Consider the following 25,760-nt stretch of genomic DNA (forward strand, 5'->3'; position numbering starts at 1 on the left):
GGGCGCCAAGATTGTTTTGAGCTTACGTGCATTGGTTCAGTCGACCGGACGCTGGGCGCAATTCTGGGACAAGATCGATCAGTTCGGTGCTCAGCCTTGCTAAGGACATTATTGAAAGGTAGCACCCGTCGAGCATCCAGTGATGGGCCTCGATTCCCCAGTGCCTGCGGTTGAAACCGAGCAGGGTCAGCGCTGTCGGGGGGATGCGGCGATGGCGAGCACCCCCGGCAAGGGATGGCGCCGATGCCTGGGCGCACCCGATCAAGGCTGGGAAATGTCCAAAATTGAGGATAAGTCCCTCTGCAGCAAGTCAAACTGCGATAGAACGGTTTCGCCCTGTCCCGCCTGCCCCAAAACGTTGCGCTGCTTGTTGAAAATCCTTATCGCCAGCCATATCGGCGCCCTCGGCCTGACGTTGGCGGCGTATGCCTTTGCGCGCCGTCACGCCGAGAATGCGCGCTTCACCTTCGGGACCGGCAAGGTGGGTTACGCCAGAGGGGGCAAGTCCAGGCCGACGTCGAGGGCCGGGGCGCTGTGGGTCAGCCACCCGACGGAGATCACATCCGCGCCGCTCGCCGCCACCGCCGCCACATGATCGGGGGTGATGCCGCCCGGAACTCGGGAACTCGGCATCGTTCAGACCCATCGCCATCAATCGGTGCTCATCGTGTCCCACAAGAGCACCAATCGGCTCTTGATCAGCAGCCTGCTAGGGTTCGACGCGCGAGGCTACCGCGATCGGCTCGACCAGAGTCCCACCGCCCTGACCATCCTGGAATTCGCCAACAAGGTTCGCGCCCGGTTGCAATTGTTCAACGACATTTCCCAGAACCAGGTTGCGCCAAATGAAAAAGACTGGGTTTTCTCTCATTGCAGCGCACGCCAGATGAGATCCCGCACCACGGCAAAGTCGTCGCGCGAGAGCGTTGGGCGGTCGCGCGGGACCAGCACGTCATCCGTGAAGCTCAGGATGTCACCGACATGGCGGTAGAAGTCGCCGATGAGCTTGAAGCGCCGGAAGTCTTCGCCACCCACCACCTCAGCGCCATGCTCTCGTATCAGCCCGTCGATCTCCCCGAACTGCTGTTTCCAGTGGGCGGCATGGGCAATCCGTCCAGCAGGGGTGCCGATCCCGGCATCGGTCTGCACCAGTGGCACGATCCGCTGGCGAAACAGATCCTCGCGCTGGCGGGCATTGACCCAGATCCCCTGCAGCTCGGTCATGCAGAAGGGCGAGCGTAGATAGGCCTCGCTGATCACCAGCAGCACGCAGCGCCCGGCGCTCAGACGCTTCATGAAGTTGGAAATGCTGTCGCCGGGGTGCAACTGGTCGCTGTCGCGTAGAACCTGAATGCCCTGCTTACCAAGGCCCGCGATCATGTCATCGACGAGCGGCTCGGCGCGATCCTGCTTCCAGGCGAAGGAGACGTAGACCTCGGGAATTGCGGGGGGCGTTGTGGGTGGATCCGTCAGGGTTAGGTGCGTCGAATCGCGATCATCGCTGGGGCTCTCTGCTCTGGCACGCCTGTGTGGGCGGTTCACCTGAGACTCTGAATCTTCCCACTTGCCCGCCCAGCCGTGGTCTTGGTTGAGTGTCTCAAGCCGTTTAACCAAAACGGCGAGCAACCGCTCGGCACCTTCACCTTTGACCCGCAGGTGTAGTCGACCGCCATAGTCGGGCTTGGATGATGGGGCTGTCGTCGCATCCGCATCCGCGATGGCCTCCAGGATGGCACTGGCCCGGCTCTCGGCGTCATAGAGACAGAGACCATAGCGCCAATAAAGGGCTGTATCGCGCCCAAGCTGGCCGAGTTTCGAGAGCACCGCGCGACCAATGGAGGGAGAGAGGAAGGGAAAGCGGAGGCAGGTCGTCAGCGGATCACCAGGGATGAGATCCCAGCGCGCGGCCAGTTCTCCGGCCACTGTCGCTGGCGGTCCCATCCGCCCATCGGGCAGCAGATCGGGGGCTACATACTCGGTTTCGTCTGCGTCATAGTTCCGGCGATGTACGAAGCAGATCCCACTCGTCTCCATCATGTCAATCAGCGAGCCTTGGTCGTGCGCGCTCAGGTCGTGGTCACGCCACAGAAGCCGGTCGAGCAGCGGGCGGGTAAAGCGTCCACCGAGACGTCGCAGGGTCTCATGAACCGCGCCCTCGCGCGTGAAAACGGCGTAGATCGCATCCAGTGCCCAGGACTGGTCCAAAATGAGCTGATTCTCGAACAGATTTGGCTGATAGAAGACCATTCCGGCATTGTGGAGTACCTGCACGAAGGTCTCTGTGCTTGTCACGTCCTGTTGGGCGCATAACGCGGCGAACTCGTCGTAAGGAATCAAGCGCCGACGCGCGCTCGGGTCGGATTCCTCGGCATCGGCGTTGCGCCATGTCCGCAGCTGATCCCAGACGGTCAGTCGACCCCGGCCGATCAGTGGGCGGCCCTGCACCGCACGCAGCTGGCTCACGGCCTGTTGCATGGCTTCGATGAGACAGGATCGTCCGCTGACGTCCTGTGCGCTATAGGCGACCCGCTTAACAAGCCGGCCATCCGCCAGCAGGGATACCAGAAAATCCGCGTCGACGGGCAGGTTGGGGCATTCGCCCAGTCCGCCATCGCAGCGTGTTTGCACCAGGATGACAGGGCTTTTGGCGCCGCCCAGGTGGCGGATGTACTCTAGCCAATAGGGTAATGGCTGATTGCGGAAGATCAGGCCGCCATGCGTATGTTCGCCCTGCTCGCTCTCCGGGGTCCATACCAGCAGGAAGATCGCGCGGGTGCGCATGAAGAGGGCGTGTGTGCCGTGGTAGAGATCCTGGCCACCGAAGTCCCAGAGGTTGAGGATGGCCGGTTGTTCCTCTTCTTCGCCGAGACTCAGATCGACGGAGGTCACGCTGATCCCATGCGTCGAGTCCGCGTCTTTCTCGAATGTCTCGCCACGCAGACGCCGGCACAGCTGCGTCTTGCCGACCCGTCCATTGCCAAGGACGATGACCTTGAGATCGCGCAAGGGCGTTGCGCCGGTCTTCAGATCAGCGAGATGGGCACGCAGCCGTGGCAGACAGTTGTCCCTGTCATTCTGGGACAACACCTCACCGGGGATCTCGCTGAGACCTGGCTGCGGGTTGAGAAAGAGTCTTTCCAGGCTTGCTAGCCCGACGAGGTTTTCTGGGAGGCCGTTTAATAACGAAGTATTCCAAAGAGCGAGCTGCTGGAGGTTGACGAGCGCGGCCAGGGGTTGGAGGTCGGACACCTGGGTAAAACTGAGATCGAGCTGCTGGAGGTTGACGAGCGCGGCCAGGGGTTGGAGGTCGGACACCTGGGTTGATGAGAGATCGAGCTGCTGGAGGTTGACGAGCGCGGCCAGGGGTTGGAGGTCGGACACCTGGGTTGATGAGAGATTGAGCTGCTGGAGGTTGACGAGCGCGGCCAGGGGTTGGAGGTCGGACACCTGGGTTTATGAGAGATCGAGCTGCTGGAGGTTGACGAGCGCGGCCAGGGGTTGGAAGTCGGACACCTGGGTGCTTGCTGTGAGATCAAGCTGCTGGAGGTTGACAAGCGCGGCCAGGGGTTGGAGGTCGGACACCTGGGTGCTTGTGAGATCAAGCTGCTGGAGGTTGACGAGCGCGGCCAGGGGTTGGAGGTCGGACACCTGGGTAAACCTGAGATCGAGCTGCTGGAGGTTGACGAGCGCGGCCAGGGGTTGGAGGTCGGACACCTGGGTGCTTGTGAGATCAAGCTGCTGGAGATTGACGAGCGCGGCCAGGGGTTGGAGGTTGGTGATGAGCGCGCCTGAACAATCGAGATTGCGTAACTTTGGCAGCCGGGCGATCGGGGCCAAGGAACCCTCTAATTGATTGGGTTCATGGGGCTCGTCGGTTACGTACCAAGAACCCACCTTGGATCGCCGGAATGTGCTTATGTATTCCAAGACTCCCCCCAAGCAAAGCGTCTCAAGCAAATCCAGTTCCCACAGCTCCGGTGGTAAGCGGTTCAGCCCCAGATTGCCCAGGTCCAGGTGGCCCGTGCGTTCAATAGATTCCTGCGCGATGCGCTCGCGTGCGATATCCAGTCCCATTTCCGAGTATTTCCGTCCCAGCGTCATGCTGGATATTCTAAGCCGTGTTGGCGCCGATGCTCGTTGGCTTGTGAGAGGCTGAACGAATCTAAAAATACTGGACTTCGAAAATAGCGACTTTGTGCGCATGCTCGGTAGTAACGAGTACCGGCGCCGGATCGAAAACAAGGTCGAGCGCGGTGTCTTCTGAAAGGCAACCTGATCTACGGCTATTTGTATCGGGCCAAGGCCAACAAACGCTTTGTGCCAACGCAACCGCTGCGCTCAGCGATCCCGCCGTCACACTCTCAGCCTTGCAGGTTACTGCTGACGCTGGCAGGCCGCCGAGAGCGGCTGCGCGAGCGTCAGACAGAGGTGAGTGAAGCGCCGTGCTCGAAGGTGAGCGGGTTGTACAATTTGGTGCGATGACCTTTGCCGACGTCCCCGTGCCCTCACTAAATCGGACCCAGAGAACCACATGAGCGAGTATCAATACTACGAGTTCCAGGCCATCGACCGCCCGTTGACGCGAGAGGAGATGGCCGAGCTGCGACGCTATTCGACACGCGCCGAGATCACCTCCAGCCGTTTTTGGAACGAGTACAACTGGGGTGGCTTCAAGGGCGATCCGCGTCGCTGGATGGAATGCTATTTCGACGCCTTCCTCTATCTTGCCAACTGGGGCAGCCACTGGTTCATGCTGCGACTACCGTGCGCGCTGATGGATTTGAGCGAGATCTCCGACTCTCTGCTCGAAGACGGCATGGAGGGCTGGCAGACGCAGGAGCATGTCGTACTCTCCTTCCGTTCCGAGACGGATGATCCCGATTGGGAGGAGGGTAATGGCTGGCTCTCGTCCCTGGTCGGCATTCGCGCGAGCCTGATGCGGGGCGACCGCCGCAGCCTCTATCTCGGCTGGTTGGCCGGGGCCTGGACCGGGAATCTGGACGAAGACGCCACCGAACCGACAGTTCCGCCCGGACTTGCCGAGCTGGACGCCTCGCACCAGGCGCTGGCTGATTTTCTGCGCATCCCCCTTGACTTGATTGAGGTTGCGGCCGAGTCGAGCGCCCCGCTGCGGGCAACCGGCATCGGACCCGATGCGCTCGAACGTTGGCTGGCCGCGCGCTCTACCGCCGAGAAGGATGCCCTCCTCACCAAGCTGTTGCTGGACGATCCGCCGCAGCAACTCGCCACCTTACGGCGGCGGATTGAGCTGGAGCTGAATCCAACCGACGACGCGTCCGGTTCCTGCGAGCGTCGGACGGTCGCGGACCTGCTCGGTCGCGCCAACACCATGATGCAAGAGCGTGTGCAACGTGAGGCAGCCGAGCGTGCTGCCGAGCAGGTCCGCCAGGCGGCCGAGGCCGCCGAGCGCCGCAAGCGCTATCTCGCCTCGCTGCGCGGACGCGAAGAGGAGATCTGGGGCGAGGTCGACGACCAGGCCGCATTGCGCCATGCGTCGGCCTATGAAAAGACTGTCAGCCTGCTGGTCGATTTGCGCGATCTTGCGATGGCGACAGGATTGACCCAAAAGTTCAGCACCCGCCTGCGGCGTTTTCGCGAGGAGAATGCTCGCAAGCAGGCCCTGATACGCCGGCTCGACAAGGCAGGTTTGTCGGCTTGACTCATGATGTTCAGAGCGGGTGTTGAGCCGCGTCCAGCCTGAGATGGCGTAACCGCTTTCGCGTTCCACCCTGCGCGGGCTGCGGCCGTGAAACCGAAACGCCCAACTGGGCGACAAAACCAACCACCTCGCCATCCATCCTGTGCGATGATTTTGCCTTTATGCCCGGAGCCTGCCGCAGCATGGCGCGGCGGTCTTGAGCGTTCGGGCTTGCTGCCGAGAAGTGCCCCCAATGAATTCCTTGCGTAAGAACATTGCCGAAATGACCGGCTATGTCCCCGGTTTCCAGCCGGCTGACGAGTCGATCTGGATTAAGCTCAACACCAATGAAAATCCCTATCCGCCGTCTCCGAAAGTCGCCGAGGCGATTCGGGTCGAGGTCGGTGCGGACGGTGGCAGTCTGCGTAAATATCCAGACGCCGCTAGCCGGGAGATGCGCGCGGCGGCGGCCGAACTGTTTGGCGTGCACCCGGATTGGGTGATCAGCGCCAATGGCTCGGACGAGCTGCTGAACAATCTTATCCGGGCCTTCGCGGGGGAAGGCGAGGAGATCGGCTATGTCCATCCCTCTTATTCCTATTATTCGACCCTGGCCGAGATTCAGGGTGCACGCGTGCGCACCTTTGGCCTGACCGAGGACTTCGAGTTGGCCGACTTCCCCGAGCGCTACGAGGGCAAGCTCTTCTTTCTCACCAGCCCGAACGCGCCGCTCGGCTTTGCCTTTTCCAGGGAATGGGTGGCCTCATTCGCCAAACGTTGTTCCGGGGTGCTGGTAGTCGATGAGGCCTATGCCGATTTTGCCGACTCGGATGTGCTGGATCTGGTGCGCGAACATGAGAACCTGATTGTGACCCGGACCTTTTCGAAGAGCTACGCACTGGCTGGAATGCGGCTGGGGCTTGCCATTGCACGGCCTTGGGTGATTGCCGCGCTGGACAAGATCCGTGATCACTATCACCTGGACCGGCTGGCACTGGTGGCCGCAACCGCCGCGTTGCGCGATCAGGACTATTTGCGCCAGACACTGGCACGTATTCGTGCCACCCGCGCGCGGTTTACGGCCGAGTTGCGTGCCATCGGCTATGAGGTCATCGACTCGCAGGGCAATTTCGTTTTTGCATCGCCCCCAGACCGTAACGCTGGGCGCGTCTATCAGGCGCTCTTTGACCGCAAGATTCTGGTGCGCCACTTCAGTGACCCGCTGCTCGCGCACGGGCTACGCATCAGCATCGGTACCGATGCCGAGATGGAGACGACCCTCGTAGCCATGCGTGAGATTGACTAGCTCCGTGGTTTGGTCAGCCGCAGCAGTGTTGCGGCAACCTCTTCGATCGGCACTGGCTTGCTAAACAGGAATCCCTGAACCTCGCAGCAGCAGCTTGCCTTGAGGAATTGCAGCTGCTCCTGTGTCTCGACGCCCTCGGCCTGAGGAAGACCATGAGCGTTTTCCAGGAACGACTGTATACCATCATCCAGGCGGGGATCCGGCGGGTACCAATATAGAGGTATCACTGCGGGATGCGAATCAGGCGTCCAGACGCAAAAAAACGCGCTCTGAGGCGCGTTTAAATGCATGTAGTTGGTGCCCAGGGGCGGAATCGAACCACCGACACGCGGATTTTCAGTCCGCTGCTCTACCAACTGAGCTACCTGGGCCAACAAGACATGGATGGTTGGGCACTGGGGAAGTTGTGCCGCGACCTAAGCTGCGTATTAAAACGCTTTCCGCACTTGAAGTCAAGATCCATCGATCCACATCCGCAGCCTCGACTACTCCCCGGCAATGGTCATGCGATCAATCAGCCAAGAGCCGGTGCGGACGCTGCCGGGGAAATCACAGTCATTGCCGACGGCAACCAGGCGCTCGAACATGGTTTTGAGATTGCCGGCGATGGTGATTTCCTCGACTGGATATTGAATCTCGCCGTTCTCCACCCAGAAGCCGGAGGCGCCGCGTGAGTAATCGCCGGTGACCATATTAACGCCCTGCCCCATCAGCTCGGTGACGTAAAAGCCGGTGCCCAGTTCGCGTAGCATGGCCTCGCGGTCGAGACTGCCCATAGCAATACTGAGATTGCGCGGCCCGCCGGCGTTGGCGGTGCTGCTCAGCCCCAGACGACAGGCGGAATAGTGATCCAGAACATAGCTCTTTAGCTCGCCGCCGCTGACGAAGTGCTTGGCGCGGGTGGGCAGCCCGTCGCCATCGAAGGGCGCACTGGCCAGGCCGCGTAGCCGGTGCGGTTCCTCAAAAATCTCCACCCAGTCGGGAAAAATCTGCCGCCCGAGGTGATCAAGCAAAAAGCTTGACTTGCGATACAGATGACCGCCACTAATGGCACCAATCAGGCTGCGCAGCAGCCCGGCGGCGACCTCGGCGCGAAACAGCACCGGAGCCTTGCGGGTGCCGAGGCGCCGCGCACCCAAGCGCGCCACGGTGCGTTGCGCGGCTTCGCGCCCCACTTCAGCCGCCGGCTGCAAATCCTCATGCGCCCGCGCGCTACTCCACCAGGAATCACGCTGCATCATGTCGCCCTCGCGGCCCACGACTGCGCAACTGACGCCGTGCCGGGTGCTGGGATAGCCACCGATGAAGCCATGACTGTTGCCGTAGATCTTCACGCCGGCATGGCTCGACAGGCTGCCACCTTCGGAATTGACAATGCGCGGATCAGCGCTGCGTGCGGCATCTTCGCAGGCAATGGCCAGCGCCGTGGCATCATCCACCGTCAGCGACCAGGGGTGATAGAGATCCAGATCCAACACCTCAGTGGCCATTAACTCCAGCCCAGCCAAGCCGGCACAGCAATCCTCCTGAGTGTAGCGCGCCAGATTGCAGGCGCGCTGCACGGCATCGCGCACCGCCTCAGAGCTGAAATCGGAGGTGCTGGCCGAGCCGGTGCGATGGCCAAAATACACCGTGATGCCCAGGCCATGATCGCGGGTATGCTCAACGGTTTCGACCTCACCCAGGCGCACGGCCACCTCAAGGCCGGTGCTGGTGGTCACGGCGGCCTCAGCGGCGCTGGCCCCACAGCGCTTGGCCTCGGAAAGCAAATCCTCCAGCGTCTGGCGCAGTCCGGCCAGTTGTTCGCTGCTCTGATCAATGGTGGGAAGGGAGGTAAGAGAAGCAGTCATGTTCATTCAGGCCTCGGTGCCGCCAACGGTCAAGCTGTCGATTTTCAGGGTGGGCTGGCCGACACCGACCGGGACACTCTGCCCGTCCTTGCCGCAGGTGCCAATGCCGGGATCGAGCGCCAGATCATTGCCGACCAGACTGACACGGGTCAGCACATCGGGGCCATTGCCAATCAGAGTAGCGCCTTTCACCGGACGGCCAACTTTACCGTTCTCAATCAAATAGGCCTCACTGGCGGAGAACACGAATTTACCCGAGGTAATATCCACCTGGCCGCCGCCAAAGTTGACGGCATAGAGTCCCTTATCAACCGAGGCGATAATTTCCTGCGGATCATGGGAACCGGCGCGCATATAGGTGTTGGTCATGCGCGGCATGGGCAGATGAGCGTAGGACTCACGCCGGCCATTACCGGTCGGCTGGCTGTTCATCAGGCGCGCATTGAGCCGGTCCTGCATAAAGCCAACCAGAACGCCGTCTTCAATCAGGGTGGTGCACTGCGTCGGCTGGCCTTCGTCGTCGATGCTCAGCGAGCCGCGCCGACCGTCCAGGGTGCCATCATCGACCACCGTCACCCCCTTGGCCGCTACCTGCTCGCCCAGGCGCCCGGCGAAGGCCGAGGTGCCCTTGCGGTTGAAGTCACCTTCCAGGCCATGCCCCACCGCCTCGTGCAACAACACGCCCGGCCAGCCATTGCCCAGCACCACCGTCATGCTGCCAGCCGGCGCCTCGACCGCCTCAAGCTTGAGCAGCGCCTGGCGCACCGCCTCACGCGCAAAGCCCAGCGCTCGCTCATCCTCAAGCAGATAGCCCAGATCGCTGCGCGCACCACCGCCCATGGAGCCCTGCTCGCGCCGCCCGTTGTGCTCGACAATCACATTGACATTCAGGCGCATCAGTGGCCGCACATCGGCGCTCATCTGACCATCATCGCGCACCACCAAAATGGTGTCCTGCGCCGCAACCAGGCTCACCACCACCTCCTTGACCCGCGCATCGGCGCGGCGCGCCTCGGCATCGACCCGTTGTAGCAGCTCGACCTTGTCGGCATCGGGCAGGCTGTTGATCGGATCGATGGGCGGATAGCGACGCACCACTGAGGCGCGTGGCGCGATGCGCACCTCGCCTGCCGCATGGGCGCGAGCAATGGCGCGTGCCGCTTCGGCGGCCTGCGCCAGCGCCGGGAACTCCAGCTCGTCGGAATAGGCAAAGCCGGTTTTCTCACCACTGATGGCCCGCACACCCGCGCCGCGCTCAATGCTGAAATGGCCGTCCTTAATGATGCCGTCCTCCAGCATCCAGGACTGCAAGCGGCTGCTTTGGAAATAAAGATCGGCGGCATCCACCTGCGGGCCATGCAGGGCACCAATCAGGCGGTCGAGATCGGCATCAGCCAGACCGACCGGGGTCAAAATCCGGTCGCGGGCAAGCATCAGGGTGTCATTCATCAGGTATGGCGTCGCGCTTGTGTGTGTTTTCAGTGGATTCTCTTAGGTGCTGGCAGCCAGCCGGCATTTCAAACGTCGATGGGTCAGGGTCGGGAAGCTGCGCCGCACCGAGGTCTGAAACCCCTGATCAATCGGGTAGCAGATGCAACCGGTGCCGCGTGGCACCTGCGCCAAAATGGCACCCCAGGGATCGACAATCATGCTGTGTCCATGAGTCTCGCGGCCGTTGAGATGATAGCCCCCCTGCGCAGCAGCAATCACATAGGCGAGATTCTCAATCGCCCGGGCACGCACCAGCACTTCCCAGTGCGCCTTGCCGGTCAGCGCAGTGAAGGCCGAGGGAATGGCCAGCAACTCGACCCCCTCATCCTGCATCTGGCGAAACAGCTCCGGAAAGCGCAGATCGTAACAGACCGCCACCCCCAGGCGCCCCAGTGGCGTATCCACCACCGTCAGGGAATCCCCCGGCTCCATGGTGGCCGACTCTTGATAGCGCTCCTCTGTGCCGGGCAAGCTGACATCGAACAGATGCATCTTGTCATAGCGCGCCACCTGCTCGCCCTTGGCATTGAAGACCAAGGCCGCCGAGCGCACCCGGTCCGGCACCGAGGCCTGCATGGGAATGGTCCCGCCCACCAGCCAGATGCCCAGGCGAGCGGCCGTGGTTGAGAGGAACTGCTGTAAGGGGCCGTCGCCCGGCGGCTCGGCCAAATTCAGCAGATCCTGATCCTGCTGGCCCAGGAAGGCGAAATTTTCCGGCAGCACCACCAGGGTGGCGCCGGCCTCAGCCGCATCGCGAATCAGGCGTTCGACCTCAATCAAATTGGAATCCACACTGGGTCCGGTCGCCATCTGAATGGCCGCAGCGCGCATTGGTTTGTTCATCATCGGTTGGACTCTCTGGTCGGTGGTAATGAGATGATCGCCGTATGCACCAAGCTTGGTTGATCCGTCTTGGCGTGGTCAAACGAGCGTGTTCAGGCACGGCGGAAAAACCGGCCCACTCAAAAATGCTCCAGAAACAGGTTATCGGGCTCAGGTTTGGGTTTGGGTTTGGACTTGGTTGGCCTTGGGGTTTGAGCGGGCATGTCATTGATGGTCATGCCCAGCCGCTCGATGTCCGGCTTGCTCCAGGGACCGGTGACCCGGTATTGATACTGGGTTAGGCGATCCATGGCATCGCCAGCCACCTTATCGGCCAGGAACACCGCCGCCCCCACCAACGGACCACCCGCCACCGCACTGGCCAGGGCAACGCCGGTGCTGATTTTGGGTGTCACGGTGACGGTCTGATCCAGGGTCTGCTCGACCAGGTGCGTGATGCCGGTAATGCGAAGATCGGCGGTGGAGGACAGCAACTCGAAGTGCTTAATCCGCGCCACGCCGGCGCCCACCGCAAAGGCGCCACTGGCTCGATCAAACGTCAGCCCTTCATCAACCAGCTCGCTGAAATCGAGATTCAAGCGGCGCTGAATCGCGGCGATATTCAAAATGCCGAGCATGCGCCCCACACCCGGTTCCAGATTCAGCAGTTGCCCAGGGCCAAACTCCACCTGAAGCGTCCCGGCGGCCTTGGCTAGCCCAAAGGCGCCGGGATCGCCCGGCCAGTCGAGCTGGGCGCTGACCTGAGCACGGCTGCCATCAAGCCCCCGATACAACTTCAGATCGCGCAGCAAGTCCCCCGCATTGGGGCTGCTGAGTTCCAGGTTGACGGCGGTGGTAGCCCCGGGCGCCCCGCGCTCCGTCGCGGCCACCTGCCAACGCCCCTGCCCGCGCACTTCGAGTTGCGGACCGTTCAGGCGAATCTCCTGCAAGGCCAGACCCGCCGCCTGTGGTACCAAGCGCACCGCGAAGGCTCCGAGCGGATGCTGCCGCCAGTCGAGCTGATCAATGTGGATGTCAAGCGGACCCAGGCGACGCGGATCGGGGGCCTGGCGCTCAGACCGTTGCGGCACCGTGCCGGGCGTAGCCAGTGTGACCGAGTCGGCGTCGGTCAGACGCCAGTGCGCCAACTGCAATTGCATTGGCGCCGCTGAGCCGGCCGGCGGCAGGCTCAGTGTGCCGGCATTGTCGCTGGCCTCAAAGCTGACCCGCAAACCGCCATCGGTCGTCGGCGCCAAGGCAGCTTGCAGCTGATTAAACTTCAGCGCACCTAAGCGCAACTGATCAATCCCCACCCCCTTGGCATGCAGCGGCCAGGGCTGGCCTGATGCAGCCAAGTGCTTGCGCTGCTCGCGCCACCAGTCCAGCCAGGCGCCCAGATCAAGGCGGTCCAAATGACCACTGAGGCTCAGCGCGCGGGTCTGCGGCGGCGGTGGTGGGCTGGCATTCAGGGCGATGGCCGCGCCCCGCAGGGCCGGTGCCTGCCCGGCCACCGGGCTGAATGCCAGGCGCGCCTGCAAGGGACCGAGCTGCACCAGAGGATCGCGCACCTGCTGCTCGACCAGCTGAGCGCTCAGACGCAGCGGCAGTGACCTAGCCGCAGCCTTGCCCAGCGGCGCCGGAACCTCCAGGCTGACGCCGCGCAGATCGGAACGCAACGCCAGCTCAATGGGCGTGCTGGCACTGGAAAAATTGCGGTTCGACAGCCGGATGGAACAGGTCCAGCGGGGATCCCCGTGCACCAGGCGCCAGGCCGGGCTCGGGAAACTGTCCACCAGCTGCGCGAGCGGCGTCTGCCCCTGCGCCTGCACCAGGGTATAGCCACCGGCCTCGCCAGCAGCGCTCGCTTCGGTGTCCACATCAATCCTGATTGGCTGTCCGCCCAGCTGCGCCTGAATTCCCTGCGCCTGCACGCCCTGCTTGGAAAAATCCAGCTGCCCCTGAATGTCGCGCAGCTCCAGCGGCGCCAAGCCCTCACCCAGCATCAGCCGCGCCTGGGCAGCGGTTTCCGGCCCAGCCTCCCAGTGCAGCGCCCCCTGGTAGTCGATGGGGTCTCCGCGACGAAACGGCACACTCAAATTCAGCTCCACGCCCAGCTGTCCATCAACCTCCAGCGCGCGCGCCAGCCGCCCGAGCTGAGCTTCCAGTGGGGTATCCAGCAGGACGCGCCGCCCATCGCTGAACGGCCCCTCCCCCTGCGCGGAGATCAGGATGCGCTTGGCGTGCCACAGATTGGGCAGCTCTGCTGAGCCCTGGCGCAGTTCAGAGTGCAGAAACTGTCCCCGCCGGGCGTGAATATCCAGGCGCCGATTGACGATCCGCACCTCAGCGTCCAGCTCAGTGAGCGCCGGCCAGCGCGGTTGCTGACGGGTGCTGTCACGCGGCGCGGAGTAATCCAGGATGCCATCCTCAATCTCCAGGTCCATCAGAAAACGTCCCTGCTGATCATCGAAGGGGAAATCCGCCAGCCGACCGCGCAGCAGCAGATCACCGGTCGTCATGCGTCCGCCTTGTAGGGCGCGCTGCAACCAGGCAACCAGAGACGGATTGAGCACCCGTACCGGAAGATAGCGGGCCGCCGCGCGCGCTTCCAGGTCGCGAATCTGAAGATGCAGATTGACATAGGGGCTGGCCGAGCGGTGCAGACACAGCTCAGCGCGCAGCGCAGCGCTGAGATCAGGGGTTTGCAGCTGTGCGTAAGGGAGCTGAATATGCAGCGAGCCGGCTGGTTCGATGCGCCAGCCAGCTTCGGCAAACAGCTGTTTGACCGGGGTTGAGCTGGGCAAATGGGGGCGCAGGTCCATCCCGCCCTCCCGTGCAGATAGGCGCGCAAACCCGTGCTTGGGGCGCGCGTCGAATTCGAGATTCAGACCCTGAACCCCGGGCCAGCTGCCCTGCTGCGCAAGACCGATGTCATCCAGCTCAGCTTTGACACGCCAGTCGGTTGGACTGAATCCAGTGGCAGGCAATGTCAGCGCGAACACCAGCCGCTCCAGGCGGCCCGCCAGAGACTGTTGGCTCAGCTGGACTGGCCATGCAGCGCGCCACTGCGGTGGAGCCAGCTGGGCGAGACGTTGCAACACCGCCAGCTCGATATCACCACAGCCGCCCAGCAGGAGGCGCTGCGTTGGCGGGGCCGTGGTGGCGGCTGAGGGCGACATGGCGGCGGGTTTTGGCCGCAGGCTCAGGCTCAGGCTGAGAGGCTCGGAGCCAAGTCCCTGAGCACGCAGATTGGCAATGCGCACATGACTTTCCTCACCCTTGCGCGACCAGTGCGCCAGCAGGCTGAGTCCTTCCAGCGTCAGCGCTGCCGGGGCGTCTTCCGGCCTGCCATGGTAGGCGCGCAAGGCATCAAGACGCACACGCGCTAGCAGATCCTGCGGCTGCCCGGCGGCAAAGCGCCACCAGCTTTCGAACCGCAGTCCCGGCAGCTCCAGATGTAAAGTCTCCGGCCCGGCATCAGGCAGCAGGCGCGCCAGATCGCCATGGCTAGTCACCTGGGCATAGAGCTGACCGGACCAGGCGTTCATGTCGGCAGCGGCTCCTTGCAGGCGCCCGAGGATACGCACTCGCCCACCCGGCTCCGATGCCAGACGGGCGTCGAGGCGTAACTGATGCCGATCCTGATGATTGACCAGCTGCAAATGCTCAATGTCCAGCGCGACAGTGGTTGCGCCGGTAAAGCTGTCGCTCCAATACAGGCGGCTGTCGCTTAGAGCAAAAGACCCATCACGCAGAAAGAACGCCAATGCACCCGGATCCTGACCACCGCTGAGCGCCTGCAAGCCGCTGATTTCGATCTGCCCTTCGGTGGTGCGATGCAGTTCCAGGTCGGCCCCAACCAGGCTCAGGCCCTCAATGCGCGGATGCCGCGCCATCAGGCTGGCCAGGAAATTAAGATCGAGTTGCAGCGCACGGGCACTCAGTTCCGCCTGATCATTGACCCGATCCGTCAGGGTGACATCGGTCAGCGTCAGATGCGGCGACCAGCCATCCAGATGCAGCGTCAGGTCGCGGACGGTGATCTGCATGTCGAGCCAATCGCCCACATACACCGCCAGTTCGTCACGCAGCCCCTCGACCAGGCTGGGCCCCAGTGCCCGCACCAATAACAAAAGCCCGGCCAGCATTAGCAGCAAGATCATCAACACCCGACGCGTATGCAAAACGGCCGTGAGTGCCAGGTGCTTCATGGCGGCGGGTCAGCGGTCAAGGGATCAGGCCCGGCAACACAGGTTGGCTCAGATCAGTACGATATCGTACTGCTCCTGGGTGTAAAGCGCCTCGGCCTGCAAGCGAATCGGACGACCGATAAACTCCTCCAGCTCGGCCAGATAAGCGGATTCTTCATCGAGCAGGCGATCAATCACTTCTTGGGCGGCCAGTACCATCAGGGTTTCCACCTCGAACTGGCGCGACTCGCGCATAATCTCGCGGAAAATTTCATAGCTGGTGGTCTCGGCGGTTTTCATCGAGCCGCGCCCGCCACAGCAAGTGCAGGGTTCACAAAGCACATGCTCCAGGGATTCGCGCGTGCGCTTGCGCGTCATTTCCACCAGGCCCAGGGAGGAGACCTCAGAGATATGCGTCTTGGCATGATCGCGGGCCAGGCATTTCTCCAGTGCACGCAGCACCTGGCGCTTGTGCTCCTCATCAAGCATATCAATAAAGTCGATGATAATAATACCGCCGAGATTGCGCAGCCGCAGTTGCCGGCAGATGGCCTGAGCCGCCTCCAGATTGGTTTTGAAAATGGTCTCTTCGAGGTTGCGATGCCCGACGAAGCCACCGGTGTTGACATCAATGGTGGTCATGGCCTCGGTCTGATCGATCACCAGATGACCGCCGGACTTGAGCTGCGCCTTGCGTTGCAGCGCTTTTTTGATTTCATCCTCGACGCCATAGAGGTCAAACAGCGGCCGTTCGCCGTCGTAGTATTCGATGCGCTCCACCACCTCGGGGATGTATTTCTCACCGAAGGCGCAGGCGAGTTCCAGCGTGGTGCGCGAATCAATGCGCACCCGCTCAACCTGCGGCGTCACCAGATCACGCAGCGCACGCAGCGGCAGCGGCAGATCGTCATGAATGGGGCCAACCTCCGAGTCGGCATCGAAGCGCTCCTGGATGCTTTGCCACAGCTTGACCAAAAAGGCCATATCACGGCATAGCGCCGTCTTGGTGACGGTCTCAGCCGCCGTGCGGGCGATAAAGCCACCGCTGATCTGATGGTCGTCTATGAAGATCTGAATAATGTCGCGCAGCCGCTTGCGTTCCTCCTCGCCGTCGATCTTCTGTGACACCCCAGTGTTGGTCATGCTGGGCATGAACACCAGATAGCGCGAGGCAATGGAAATGCTGGTGGTCAAACGCGCGCCCTTGGTGCCGAGCGGGTCCTTGACCACCTGCACGATAATCTTCTCACCTTCGTGCAGTAGCTCATTGATGTGTTCACCGCGCGGCTCACCATCAATGGTGACAATATCCGAGGCATGCAGAAAGGCCGCGCGCCCCAGACCGATATCGATAAAGGCTGCCTGCATGCCGGGCAGAACCCGACACACCCGTCCACGATAAATATTGCCAACCAGACCGCAGCGATCAGTGCGCTCGATCATGATCTCCTGCACCACACCATTTTCCACCACCGCCACCCGGGTCTCGGGTGGCGTGACGTTGATCAGAATTTCTTCACTCACCAGCATGGCTCCCCAGGACGGATGTCGTTGATGCCGCGCCAGGGCGTCAGGCCCGCACGCGCCAGCAAGCGCCCGGTCTCAAACAGCGGCAGACCGACCACATTGGAATAGCTCCCTTCGATGCGCTCGACAAAGAGCGCGCCAAGTCCCTGAATGCCATAACCACCGGCCTTATCCTGCGGCTCGCCGCTCGCCCAATAGGCGCTGATCTCGTGCGGCTCCAGCGGGCGAAACAGCACCTCAGTGCTGACGGTCACCGTCTGCGGCTCGGACTCCAGCAGCGCCACGCCGGTGATCACCTGATGCCAGCGCCCGGACAAACGCCTGAGCATCTGTGCCGCCTGCTGCGCATCGGCCGGCTTGCCCAGGGGATCATCATCCACCGTAACTAGGGTATCAGCGGCCAGAATCAGCGATGGCGGATGAGCCGCCATGCGCGCTTGCACCGCCTGAGCCTTGGCCAGCGCCAGACGCTGCACATGCTCTAGCGGAGTCTCCCCAGCCAGCGGACGTTCGTCGATATCGGCACTGCATAGTTGACAGTCCAACCCCAGTTGCGCCAGCAAGGCACGGCGACGTGGCGAGGCGGAGGCCAGCACCAGTCTGGATGAGGCGGCTGAAACCGGTGGAAAAACAGACTCTGAGAATGACGGCACAATTCAGCCTCGGTGATAGGGATGCCCTTGGATCAGGGTCCAGGCGCGATACAGTTGTTCAGCCAGAATCACCCGCACCAGCGGATGCGGGAAGGTCAGCGGCGACAGCGACCACCGCCCCTGGGCGCGCGCCAGACACTCAGCCGACAGCCCATCGGCGCCCCCGACCAGCAGCGCCAGATCCTGTCCCGAGGCCAGCCAACCTTTAAGTTCCGCCGCCACAGCCTCGGTTGACCAGGACGCGCCGCCGCCATCCATCGCGATGATCCGCGCCCCCTTGGGCACCGCATGCAGCAGCCGCTCGCCCTCGGTCAGGATCGCCCGCGCGGGATCGGTGCGTTTGGTGCGTGCAACCGGATCGATTTCCACCAGCCGCAGGGCGCATTCACCCGGTAGCCGCTTGGCATACTCGCGAAAGCCTTGTTCGACCCAGGCCGGCATACGGCGTCCGACGCTCAGCAGATGAATGCGCATGACAGCAGTCCGTTCAGTTCAGTCCATTTCGCTCAGAGCGTCAGCTGCAACCCATCCACCAGCAGCCCCGGCAAACAAGCACTCTCCAGCGACCGCCCGCCATAGGTCTGCGCCGACAGCATTAGCGAGGCATCAGCGCCGAGCGCGAGCAGACGCTCGCCTAACAGACCATAGAGACTGTCGTCGAAGCGCATGGGCGCAACCGGCGCGACGATCATGCCATTCTCAACCCAGTAGGTGCCAAAGCGCGTCATGCCAGTGATGCGGCAATAATTGGGGTCGGACCAGTTGCAGTACCAGAGATTGCCGATGAATAAACCGCTGCCCAACCTATTCAGTACCTGATCAGCGGCCAGATCGCCGGTGGCCATGATCAATGATTCAGGAGCGCCGCTGGCGGCATTCACCGGCTGATTGAATTCCTTGCCGGCGCGCGCATCGACCAGCGGCGTACCGGCCTGGCCCTGGTCGATTAGGGTCAGGGTGTCCGGGCGCAAAAAGCCTTCGCTGGTGAAGGCCGGCAGCAGACCGGTACCCTCCGCGCCATGACTTTCACGCAGCACAACGCGAGAATCCAGGCGTTCCTCGCCATCGAGCAGCCGCAACAGCGGCGTTTGCCGGGTGCGCTGACTTTTGAGATCAAATCCGTCCCAGGCCAGCATCTCAATGAGTTCGGCCACTGCCATGGGCGCAAGCCAGGCGCGATAACGCCCTGGTGTCAGCCGTTTCAGCGGCCGGGTCATGATGTCGAGTTCCGCGCGCATGGCCTCAAGACGCTCGCGCACCGGCGTAACATCCCACGCCACCCCGCCATGTGAGCCCTTCACCGCGCAATCAGCGCCGCCATGACAGCTCCAGTCGAAGTGAAAACTGCGACTCACATGCCAGTGGCAATGCCCGACCGAACTGGCCAGCCCGGTGGTCAGCTCACCACTGGCCCAGATGCCGACCAGATCCAACCCTTGGGCGGCAGTCATGATGTCAGTCACCGCCGCGCCGGTTGCGACCAGGGGGACGGTTGGCCAGTGGTCGCTGCGCGTCGCCTCGGTGCTGAACTGAATATAGGGATCCTCGGGCAGATGGCGCAGGCGCAGACGCAGTTGCCGCAGCAAGGCCCGCGCCTGCTCAAAATCCCGTGCCAAATCACCGCTCAGATCGCACTGCGCTTCGGCCTGGCGCCTGTCCTCAATCAATGTGAGATTCAGGCGCGCATGCTGCACCTGCCCGGCCTGGCGGATGCGATTTTGATTCAGGCGCACAAAGTCCGAGTGCTCGGCATTCAGCTCGCAGAACAGGGTCTCGTCCGTGCGAGTTTCGGCGTTGAGTCGTCGGGCAAGCGTGTAGAAGCTGTCGCGCGCGTCTTCCTCGATCTGCTGTGCGCTCATGCGCCACCTCCAAAGACATCGACCTGCCGAAAGCGGCACGGCGGTGAGGCATGGCCGACATACAGGGACTGATTCGGCTCACCCTTGCCGCAGTTGCACAGGCCACGCACTTCCACGGTGTCTGCTGCTCCCACCCCATCAAGACTGCGCCAAAATTCAGCCGAGCACCCCAAATACCCCGGATTGCGCACCAGCTCGCCCAACTCACCGTCGATGATCAAACGTCCCAGCTCGCAGCCAAACTGAAACTTGTTGCGGCTGTCGTCAATCGACCAAGAGCGGTTGGTTTCCATCAGCACGCCGCGCTCCACCCCACCGATCAGCTCGGCCAGGGTCGCCGAACCGGGTTCGAGATTGAGATTGCCCATGCGGTCAATAGGCGGGCGATCCCAACCACTGGCGCGGGCATTAGCGGTGCCCGGCAGCCCGGCACGCGCCTGGGACAGCGCACCGCCGAGCGGTCGCTCCAGCACGCCGTTGCGAATCAGATGCACCCGCTCAGCCAGGGTGCCGTCATCATCGGCCACTACGCTGGCAAGTTCGCCCGGCACACCGGGATCGAAGGTGACATTGAGCAACTCCGAGCCATAGCGATACTGACCGAACATGGCCGGGGTGACAAAGCTGGTGCCGGCGTAATTGCGCTCGTCGCCGAGGATGCGATCCAGCTCCAGCGGATGACCAATGCTCTCGTGAATCTGCAACATCATCTGGCTTGGCATCAGCACCAGATCCAGTGTCTCGGTGGGGCACTCGGGCGCCTCCAGCAACGCCAGGGCTTCCTCGGCGACCTGGGGGGCGGCCTCAACAAAGCCGAGCGCGGCCAGTCGCTCCAAGCCGCCCTGCTGCGGCCAGTCCGCGCCACCGCCGAGCCGCCGCTGGGTTTGATCACCGGCATTGGCCACCGCCAGCAGTCCAGAATGCAAAAACTCCAGATGATGCGCAATCTGCGCCCCGGCGCTGCTGACTAGGAGCTGATCCACACTGTTCCAGCCCAGCCAGGCCGAGCAGTCAAGAATTCGCGGGCTGATCGCCAGGGCCGCATTGGCCTGCTGCAAGAGCGCCAGCTTGTCACTCAGCGGCACCTCACCCCACGGCTCCTCCACCGGCGCGTCATAGGTCGCTTGCAGTGTCGCGCGCGGCAGCAGGGCCGCGTCGAACAGACCATGCTGGTCGTGCGCCAACGCCCAGTCACGCGCCTGACGACCGGCGGCACGCAAGCCGGCGCGACTGAGATCATTGGTGGCCGCATAGCCCAGGCCGGCGCGCGTGACCACGGTCACCATGGCCCCCAGGGAATGGCCCAGCGCTGCCGGTTCCATGACCCCCTGGCGCACTTCCAGGCGATCCCAATGCTCAGCCACCAGGCGCAGGGACCAGTAATCGCACGCTGGCGCCACAGTGGCAAAGACCTTAGCCAAGGCTTGGAGGTCATGGAGCGAATGGAAATTCACGGGTGCGGACATCTTGATTGCTCTTTGCTAAACTTTGCGCTTCGCTGCAGCCGTTTTATCTCCAGTCATCGCCGCAGGCCGCCTGTTATGTCTCAATACCGCTCCAATCGTAACATCACCGAACGCGCCACCGTTGCTGGTCGTGACCTGCTCGAGTTCCTCAAAGCCACCATTGCTGAGGGGAATGTTCGGCGCTTGGTGATACGTAAGGCCAACGGCACGCCGCTGCTGGATATTCCGCTCACCGCCGGCGTCGCCGTCGGTGGTGCCCTGACACTGCTTGCCCCCTTTCTGGCGGCCCTCGGCGCCATCGCCGCGCTCTTTACCAAGGTACAGGTAGACGTGCAGCGCAAGGTCGAGCCACGCCAGGAACGCCCCATCTCCGAGGACTAACCCCCGGACTCACACCCCTTGACCCTTTTAACCCCACTTGACTCGACAGGACTCCACAGAGCACCGATGAAAGCAATCAAACGCACCAAGGAACACCGGATTTACCAGAAGCGCTCCGGGCGCTATGCCGTCACAAACGCACGCAAGCGCCCGATCAACGGCGATGACAAAGCCGCCGTGCTCCTTGCCGAGGGCCTGATCAGCGCGCCCAAGGCCAAGAACCCGGAAGCCGCAGCTGAAGCAGCTGCTGAGTAAAGGCTCACGACTTAAGTTGACGCAGCCACTCGCGATTCGCCCGGGCGATCTCGCGAGTGGCTTGGCCTTTACCATCATTTGCCCGACTCGGCACGGCGCCCGCGCACAATTTCATCCATAATCGCATCAACCGACGACTGCGGCATCCCTTGGTCAAGCGCGCGCTGACGAACTTTTAACAGCAGCTGCCCGAGCTCACTGATTTCGGACGCATCCTCATCCACCCTGCCCGTCTGGCTGAGGACCAATGCCGCGCTGGCCTGATCATCAGCACTCACCGAAGATGCTCCGAGCCGAGTCTCAGGCAGCACCGTAACCACGACCCGCGCCCGCGTCACTTCCGGTAAGGGTTCCAGCAAGTACACCCGGCCGTTTTCATAAATACCTTCGACACTTGTCAACATTCACGACCACCTTGCGATTCTATTGTTTGACAGATTTCATGCGCATGAAAACGCCACTCATACACCAAAAAATCATACCCCAGAAACCCAAATGCTAATCACCTGATCCCACCAGGCGCAGCTGGTAGAATTTTCAGACCCAGTTTCAGAGGGGTAGTCATGACTGAGTACCATGATCGAATCAAGAAGGTTGGCAACAAGTGCAGTGAAATTAGCCAGACAATGTCTGAGCCCCACTACCTGCACGTTGACCTCTATACATACAGCGACGGCCGGCTGAATCTGCGTATCGACGGAAACCTTGACCATGCAGGGATCGAAAAATTGAGCAAGGTCTTTTGTTATCTGCACAAGGTTTTGAAAGATGAGCCTCCATCAACCACCCTGTGACGCCTCCACCCACTTCCACCGCGCGCTGATATCGACACCCCCATAACGTGCCAAATACATCTTCGACTGACGTCCTTCCTTCAGACCCTTCGCCCCTGAAAACACACGCTTTCTTCGTCACCGCCGCCCGGCATCTGGAGACCCTGCTGGCCGAGGAATTACGCGATCTGGGTATTCCAGAGCCGCGCGAAACCCGTGCGGGTGTTACCTTTCAGGGCCGGCTGGCCGATGCCTATCGGGTCTGCCTCTGGTCACGCATCGCCAACCGGGTGCTGCTACCGCTGGGTGATTGGCCGGCGGCCGATCCTGAGGCACTCTATGCCGGGGCCGCCGCCATTGACTGGTCGGCGCATCTCGGCGCGGAACAAAGCCTAGCAATTCATGTTGACAGCGCGCGCTCGACAATTGATCACTCGCATTTCGTCGCCCAACGCATCAAAGATGCGATCGTCGATCAAATCCGTGACCGCAGTGGACAGCGGCCCTCTGTGCAGCGCGTGCAGCCAGATATTCGTCTCTATGGCCGCTTGTTTCGCGATCAGTTGGCACTGAGTCTGGATCTGTCGGGGGATTCCCTGCACCGGCGTGGCTATCGCACCGAGGCCGGGCCGGCAACCATTAAGGAAAACTTGGCGGCGGCCTTGCTGCGCCGTGCTCACTGGACGGAGATTGCCGCTGCCGGAGGCGCCTTGGTCGATCCACTGTGCGGCGCCGGCACCCTGGTGATCGAAGCGGCGCTCATGGCCGCTGACCGGGCGCCAGGACTGCGGCGCAACTACTGGGGATTCACCGCCTGGCGTGGCCATGATCCGCATCTCTGGCAAGCCATGCTGACAGAAGCCGAGCAACGTGCCACCGCCGGCCTGGCGCACCTGGGGCGTCTGTGTGGCTATGACCGCGACAGCGCAGCGATTCGCATCGCGTATGCCAATCTGGAGCGCGCCGGTTTGCAGGGACGCGTACATTTTGAGCGGCGCGAACTCAGCGACTGTCGCCCGTGCGGCGGTACGAGTCAGGGGCTGGTGATTAGCAATCCGCCCTATGGCGAGCGGCTTGGCGCGGGAGAAGATCTTCAGCCCCTGTATCGCACGCTCGGGCACTTGCTGCGCGACCACTTCGAGGGCTGGCAGGGTGCCGTCTTAACCGCTGATCCGAGCCTCGGCAAGTGCATGGGCCTGCGCGCCCATCGCCGTCATCGCCTGTTCAACGGCCCACTCGACTGCCAGTTACTGCATTTCGACATCCACCCTGCGGCCTATGTCGATGAACGTCCGCGTCCGCTGCCACCCGAGCAACGCGGCCCAGGTGCGGAGATGCTGGCCAACCGCCTGCGCAAAAACCACAAAGCCCTGAGCCGCTGGCTCAAACGACACCGCATCGGCTGCTACCGGCTCTATGATGCCGATGTGCCCGAGTACGCCCTGGCCATTGATCTGTACACCTGTCTGGATGACCCGGACCGGGAGCACCCACGCGTGCATGTGCAGGAATATGCGGCCCCGCCTGAGATCGATCCGCGCACCGCCCGGCGGCGCCTGCGCGAAGCCATGGGCGTGATTGGCGAGACGCTGGGTGAACTCTTGGGTGTCAAGCCGGACGACTTGTTTTTTAAGGTGCGGCAACGCCAGCGCGGTACGGCTCAGTATGAAAAGCAGCGTCAGATTGGACGTTGGTTTGAAGTGCAAGAAGCCGGACTACGTCTGCTGGTTAATTTGGAAGACTACCTGGACACCGGGCTCTTTCTTGATCATCGCAACACCCGCGCCCTGCTGGGACAACAGGCCTCCGGGCGGCGCTTTTTGAATTTGTTCGGCTACACCGGTGCAGCGAGCGTACATGCGGCCGCCGGTGGCGCCCAGTCCACACTGACGGTGGATCTCTCACGCACCTATTGCGACTGGGCTGAGCGCAATCTGGCGCTCAATGGGTTCTCAGCACCCCAACATCGGGTCGAACAGGCCGACTGCCTACAATGGCTGGAGCGCCCACGCTGGGAAAAATTCGGGCTGATTTTTCTTGATCCGCCGAGCTTTTCGACCTCCAAACGCATGCGCCACAGTCTGGATATCCAGCGTGATCATGTCGGCCTGATCCAGCAGGCCGCCCGGCTGCTGGAACCGGACGGCGAACTGATTTTTTCCACCAATCTGCGTCGCTTCAAGCTGGACAGCAACGCCTTGCCCGACTGGCACATTGAGGATCTAAACCCCCGCACACTTCCGAATGATTTTAAGCGCAACGCGCGTATTCATCATTGTTGGTGCTTGCGTCAGCGTTCCTGAACACCACATCACAGGGCGCCACACCAGACTCAAATGTGGCAGATTAAGTGTGGCTGCCCGCCGCGATCGTACCGGCTGTAGTACCAGCGGTTTTGTGTTTGCTTTTGAACTTCGCACGCACCAGTAAGGTCACAAGGATGGCGACCAAAGCCACCCCGGCGACGGTTCCCAAGAGCACGGCATTGTCATCGAACCACCCGATGGTCTCGCCGCTCAAAATCAGGAAGCCTCCGAACAGAGCCATCTTCCAGTCTGCATGGATGCCAGCCAGCATTGCTGTCAGCCCGAGCAAAAAGATCATCATGACGCCGTCTGTTTCAGCATTCAGGAAGTGGAGCAAATCCTTCGTGAAGAAATAATGCACCACAATCGCCAGCGCCGCCCAATGCAACACTTGGCGTACCAGGTAAAGAGCACGGGATTTCGGCGTATCACCCGCATGATATTTCCATCCCCCAACAATGGCGACCAGCGCAACGGCGGGAATGAACCAGAGCCACTTGATGACCGCCTCGGTCGGCTCTCGGTCGGTCATGGCTACCAATACGATGGTGGTGATATAGAGAATAATGTACGGCAGTTGATTCAAAAAAAACACCAGCCGCGCTTTTTTCATGGCAGCCTTAATGGTCTCAGCATCAGGTATCGCATCTAATGTTGTCACAGACGTTACTCCTCTTTCGATTCATCTAAAGTCGGGGGATGAGCCAGGACGTGCCGGGCTTTTAATGATGGGTGATCGCCTTGTCGGTGAACAGATAATCCTTCAATTCGCCGTCAAACTTGCTGTCCCGGCGGCGAATCCACTCCAGCAACATGGCTGCATGTTCTTTTTCTTCATCGCGATTGTGCGCCAAAATGCCAGCCAGTTCCTTGTCCTGACAGGCATCAACGCGCTGGTTGTACCAGTCAACCGCCTCAAGCTCCTCCATCAACGACTGAATAGCCCGATGCATATCGCGGGTCTCAGTGCTCAGCTCGTCGATGGGTTCGTGGTAACCTTCGTTTGCCATACAATATCGTCTCCGCTGAATGTTGCTCTCACTTGCAGTTTACATTGTCCGAGTCAGCGGGCTTAAAGACAAGTCAGCCTGCGACTTGCCCCGGGAGCGACATCCTCAATGCTGAGCATTCGCCACCCTCACCGCTGTCAATATCCTAACCCAGCTGCGCCAGTGCAGTGCGGCCCGGCGCTGCCTCGCCCGGTTGCTCGCGCGCAGAAGCA

General features: G+C 61.9%; 21 protein-coding genes, 1 tRNA gene and 1 pseudogene. 7 read left to right on the plus strand and 16 right to left on the minus strand.

The genetic code is table 11. The features are described 5' to 3' along the window. Positions 1 to 486 precede the first annotated feature (486 nt). Positions 487 to 633 (minus strand): hypothetical protein, encoded by a 147-nt coding sequence (locus tag CKO36_RS20405; RefSeq protein ID WP_420826318.1) that lies wholly within the window; start codon positions 631 to 633, stop codon positions 487 to 489. On the opposite strand from CKO36_RS20405, the pseudogene CKO36_RS20255 reads away from it, so the two are divergent. Then, a pseudogene (locus CKO36_RS20255) lies at positions 605 to 808 on the plus strand (histidine phosphatase family protein); the annotation flags it as partial. The gene CKO36_RS20405 and the pseudogene CKO36_RS20255 overlap by 29 nt on opposite strands. A 59-nt stretch (positions 809 to 867) precedes the next feature. Here CKO36_RS20255 and CKO36_RS07065 read toward each other — a convergent pair. Together CKO36_RS07065 and CKO36_RS07070 are read right to left on the minus strand one after the other, a co-directional pair. Continuing rightward, entirely contained in the window at positions 868 to 3,447 is a 2,580-nt protein-coding gene (locus CKO36_RS07065) for a leucine-rich repeat domain-containing protein (RefSeq protein WP_200282571.1), read from the minus strand. A 6-nt stretch (positions 3,448 to 3,453) separates the two neighbouring features. Next, complete coding sequence (locus CKO36_RS07070; protein ID WP_200282573.1) at positions 3,454 to 4,101, minus strand: leucine-rich repeat domain-containing protein; 648 nt, start codon at positions 4,099 to 4,101, stop codon at positions 3,454 to 3,456. Between the two features lie 430 nt (positions 4,102 to 4,531). Here CKO36_RS07070 and CKO36_RS07075 point away from each other — a divergent pair, with 430 nt between their 5' ends. Together CKO36_RS07075 and hisC are read left to right on the plus strand one after the other, a co-directional pair. Then, on the plus strand, positions 4,532 to 5,680 hold the full coding sequence (locus CKO36_RS07075; RefSeq protein ID WP_200282575.1) for a hypothetical protein: 1,149 nt from the start codon (positions 4,532 to 4,534) through the stop codon (positions 5,678 to 5,680). Between the two features lie 232 nt (positions 5,681 to 5,912). Further along, the gene (gene hisC / locus CKO36_RS07080; protein WP_200282577.1) at positions 5,913 to 6,965 is read left to right on the plus strand and encodes a histidinol-phosphate transaminase; all 1,053 of its coding nucleotides are present in this window, start codon (positions 5,913 to 5,915) and stop codon (positions 6,963 to 6,965) included. Between the two features lie 295 nt (positions 6,966 to 7,260). Here the strand turns inward: hisC and CKO36_RS07090 are convergent. The 10 genes from CKO36_RS07090 to CKO36_RS07135 form a co-directional block, all read right to left on the minus strand. After that, positions 7,261 to 7,336 (minus strand) — tRNA-Phe (locus tag CKO36_RS07090). A 114-nt stretch (positions 7,337 to 7,450) separates the two neighbouring features. Then, a complete protein-coding gene (gene pmbA / locus CKO36_RS07095; RefSeq protein ID WP_200282581.1) occupies positions 7,451 to 8,815 on the minus strand; it encodes a metalloprotease PmbA in 1,365 nt (454 codons plus the stop codon). Between the two features lie 6 nt (positions 8,816 to 8,821). Beyond that, the gene (gene tldD, locus CKO36_RS07100; protein ID WP_200282583.1) at positions 8,822 to 10,264 is read right to left on the minus strand and encodes a metalloprotease TldD; all 1,443 of its coding nucleotides are present in this window, start codon (positions 10,262 to 10,264) and stop codon (positions 8,822 to 8,824) included. 42 nt (positions 10,265 to 10,306) lie between these two features. Continuing rightward, positions 10,307 to 11,149 carry a carbon-nitrogen hydrolase family protein gene (locus CKO36_RS07105; RefSeq protein WP_242469446.1) on the minus strand — a complete coding sequence of 281 codons (843 nt, stop codon included), beginning with the start codon at positions 11,147 to 11,149 and terminating at the stop codon, positions 10,307 to 10,309. Positions 11,150 to 11,268: 119 nt separating this feature from the next. Further along, positions 11,269 to 15,339, minus strand: coding sequence for a YhdP family protein (locus CKO36_RS07110; RefSeq protein WP_200282585.1), 4,071 nt, complete (start codon positions 15,337 to 15,339; stop codon positions 11,269 to 11,271). 48 nt (positions 15,340 to 15,387) lie between these two features. Then, on the minus strand, positions 15,388 to 16,842 hold the full coding sequence (rng, locus tag CKO36_RS07115; RefSeq protein ID WP_200282587.1) for a ribonuclease G: 1,455 nt from the start codon (positions 16,840 to 16,842) through the stop codon (positions 15,388 to 15,390). Further along, positions 16,839 to 17,498 (minus strand): Maf family nucleotide pyrophosphatase, encoded by a 660-nt coding sequence (locus CKO36_RS07120; RefSeq protein ID WP_200282590.1) that lies wholly within the window; start codon positions 17,496 to 17,498, stop codon positions 16,839 to 16,841. Before CKO36_RS07120 ends, rng begins: the two co-directional genes overlap by 4 nt. Positions 17,499 to 17,501: 3 nt before the next feature. Continuing rightward, positions 17,502 to 17,972, minus strand: coding sequence for a 23S rRNA (pseudouridine(1915)-N(3))-methyltransferase RlmH (gene rlmH / locus CKO36_RS07125; protein ID WP_200282592.1), 471 nt, complete (start codon positions 17,970 to 17,972; stop codon positions 17,502 to 17,504). Positions 17,973 to 18,004: 32 nt separating this feature from the next. Continuing rightward, a complete protein-coding gene (locus CKO36_RS07130; protein ID WP_200282594.1) occupies positions 18,005 to 19,357 on the minus strand; it encodes a metallopeptidase TldD-related protein in 1,353 nt (450 codons plus the stop codon). Next, a complete protein-coding gene (locus CKO36_RS07135) occupies positions 19,354 to 20,823 on the minus strand; it encodes a TldD/PmbA family protein (protein WP_200282596.1) in 1,470 nt (489 codons plus the stop codon). Before CKO36_RS07135 ends, CKO36_RS07130 begins: the two co-directional genes overlap by 4 nt. Positions 20,824 to 20,898: 75 nt before the next feature. On the opposite strand from CKO36_RS07135, the gene CKO36_RS07140 reads away from it, so the two are divergent. Together CKO36_RS07140 and CKO36_RS07145 are read left to right on the plus strand one after the other, a co-directional pair. Further along, positions 20,899 to 21,204, plus strand: coding sequence for a DUF4342 domain-containing protein (locus tag CKO36_RS07140; RefSeq protein WP_200282598.1), 306 nt, complete (start codon positions 20,899 to 20,901; stop codon positions 21,202 to 21,204). Positions 21,205 to 21,270: 66 nt separating this feature from the next. Further along, the gene (locus CKO36_RS07145; RefSeq protein ID WP_200282600.1) at positions 21,271 to 21,459 is read left to right on the plus strand and encodes a hypothetical protein; all 189 of its coding nucleotides are present in this window, start codon (positions 21,271 to 21,273) and stop codon (positions 21,457 to 21,459) included. A gap of 74 nt (positions 21,460 to 21,533) precedes the next feature. Here CKO36_RS07145 and CKO36_RS07150 read toward each other — a convergent pair whose 3' ends face one another. Continuing rightward, complete coding sequence (locus CKO36_RS07150) at positions 21,534 to 21,863, minus strand: hypothetical protein (protein ID WP_200282602.1); 330 nt, start codon at positions 21,861 to 21,863, stop codon at positions 21,534 to 21,536. A gap of 159 nt (positions 21,864 to 22,022) precedes the next feature. Here CKO36_RS07150 and CKO36_RS07155 point away from each other — a divergent pair, with 159 nt between their 5' ends. Continuing rightward, the gene (locus CKO36_RS07155; protein ID WP_200282604.1) at positions 22,023 to 22,253 is read left to right on the plus strand and encodes a hypothetical protein; all 231 of its coding nucleotides are present in this window, start codon (positions 22,023 to 22,025) and stop codon (positions 22,251 to 22,253) included. A 47-nt stretch (positions 22,254 to 22,300) separates the two neighbouring features. Then, positions 22,301 to 24,535, plus strand: a complete 2,235-nt coding sequence (gene rlmKL / locus CKO36_RS07160; protein WP_338053435.1) for a bifunctional 23S rRNA (guanine(2069)-N(7))-methyltransferase RlmK/23S rRNA (guanine(2445)-N(2))-methyltransferase RlmL — start codon at positions 22,301 to 22,303, stop codon at positions 24,533 to 24,535. A gap of 43 nt (positions 24,536 to 24,578) precedes the next feature. Here the strand turns inward: rlmKL and CKO36_RS07165 are convergent, their stop codons facing one another. Beyond that, positions 24,579 to 25,199 carry a hypothetical protein gene (locus CKO36_RS07165; RefSeq protein WP_200282606.1) on the minus strand — a complete coding sequence of 207 codons (621 nt, stop codon included), beginning with the start codon at positions 25,197 to 25,199 and terminating at the stop codon, positions 24,579 to 24,581. Between the two features lie 61 nt (positions 25,200 to 25,260). Beyond that, positions 25,261 to 25,548 carry an encapsulin-associated ferritin-like protein gene (locus CKO36_RS07170; protein WP_200282609.1) on the minus strand — a complete coding sequence of 96 codons (288 nt, stop codon included), beginning with the start codon at positions 25,546 to 25,548 and terminating at the stop codon, positions 25,261 to 25,263. Positions 25,549 to 25,760 lie beyond the last annotated feature (212 nt).

This window comes from Rhabdochromatium marinum, from assembly GCF_016583795.1.
Taxonomy (GTDB): Bacteria; Pseudomonadota; Gammaproteobacteria; order Chromatiales; family Chromatiaceae; genus Rhabdochromatium; species Rhabdochromatium marinum.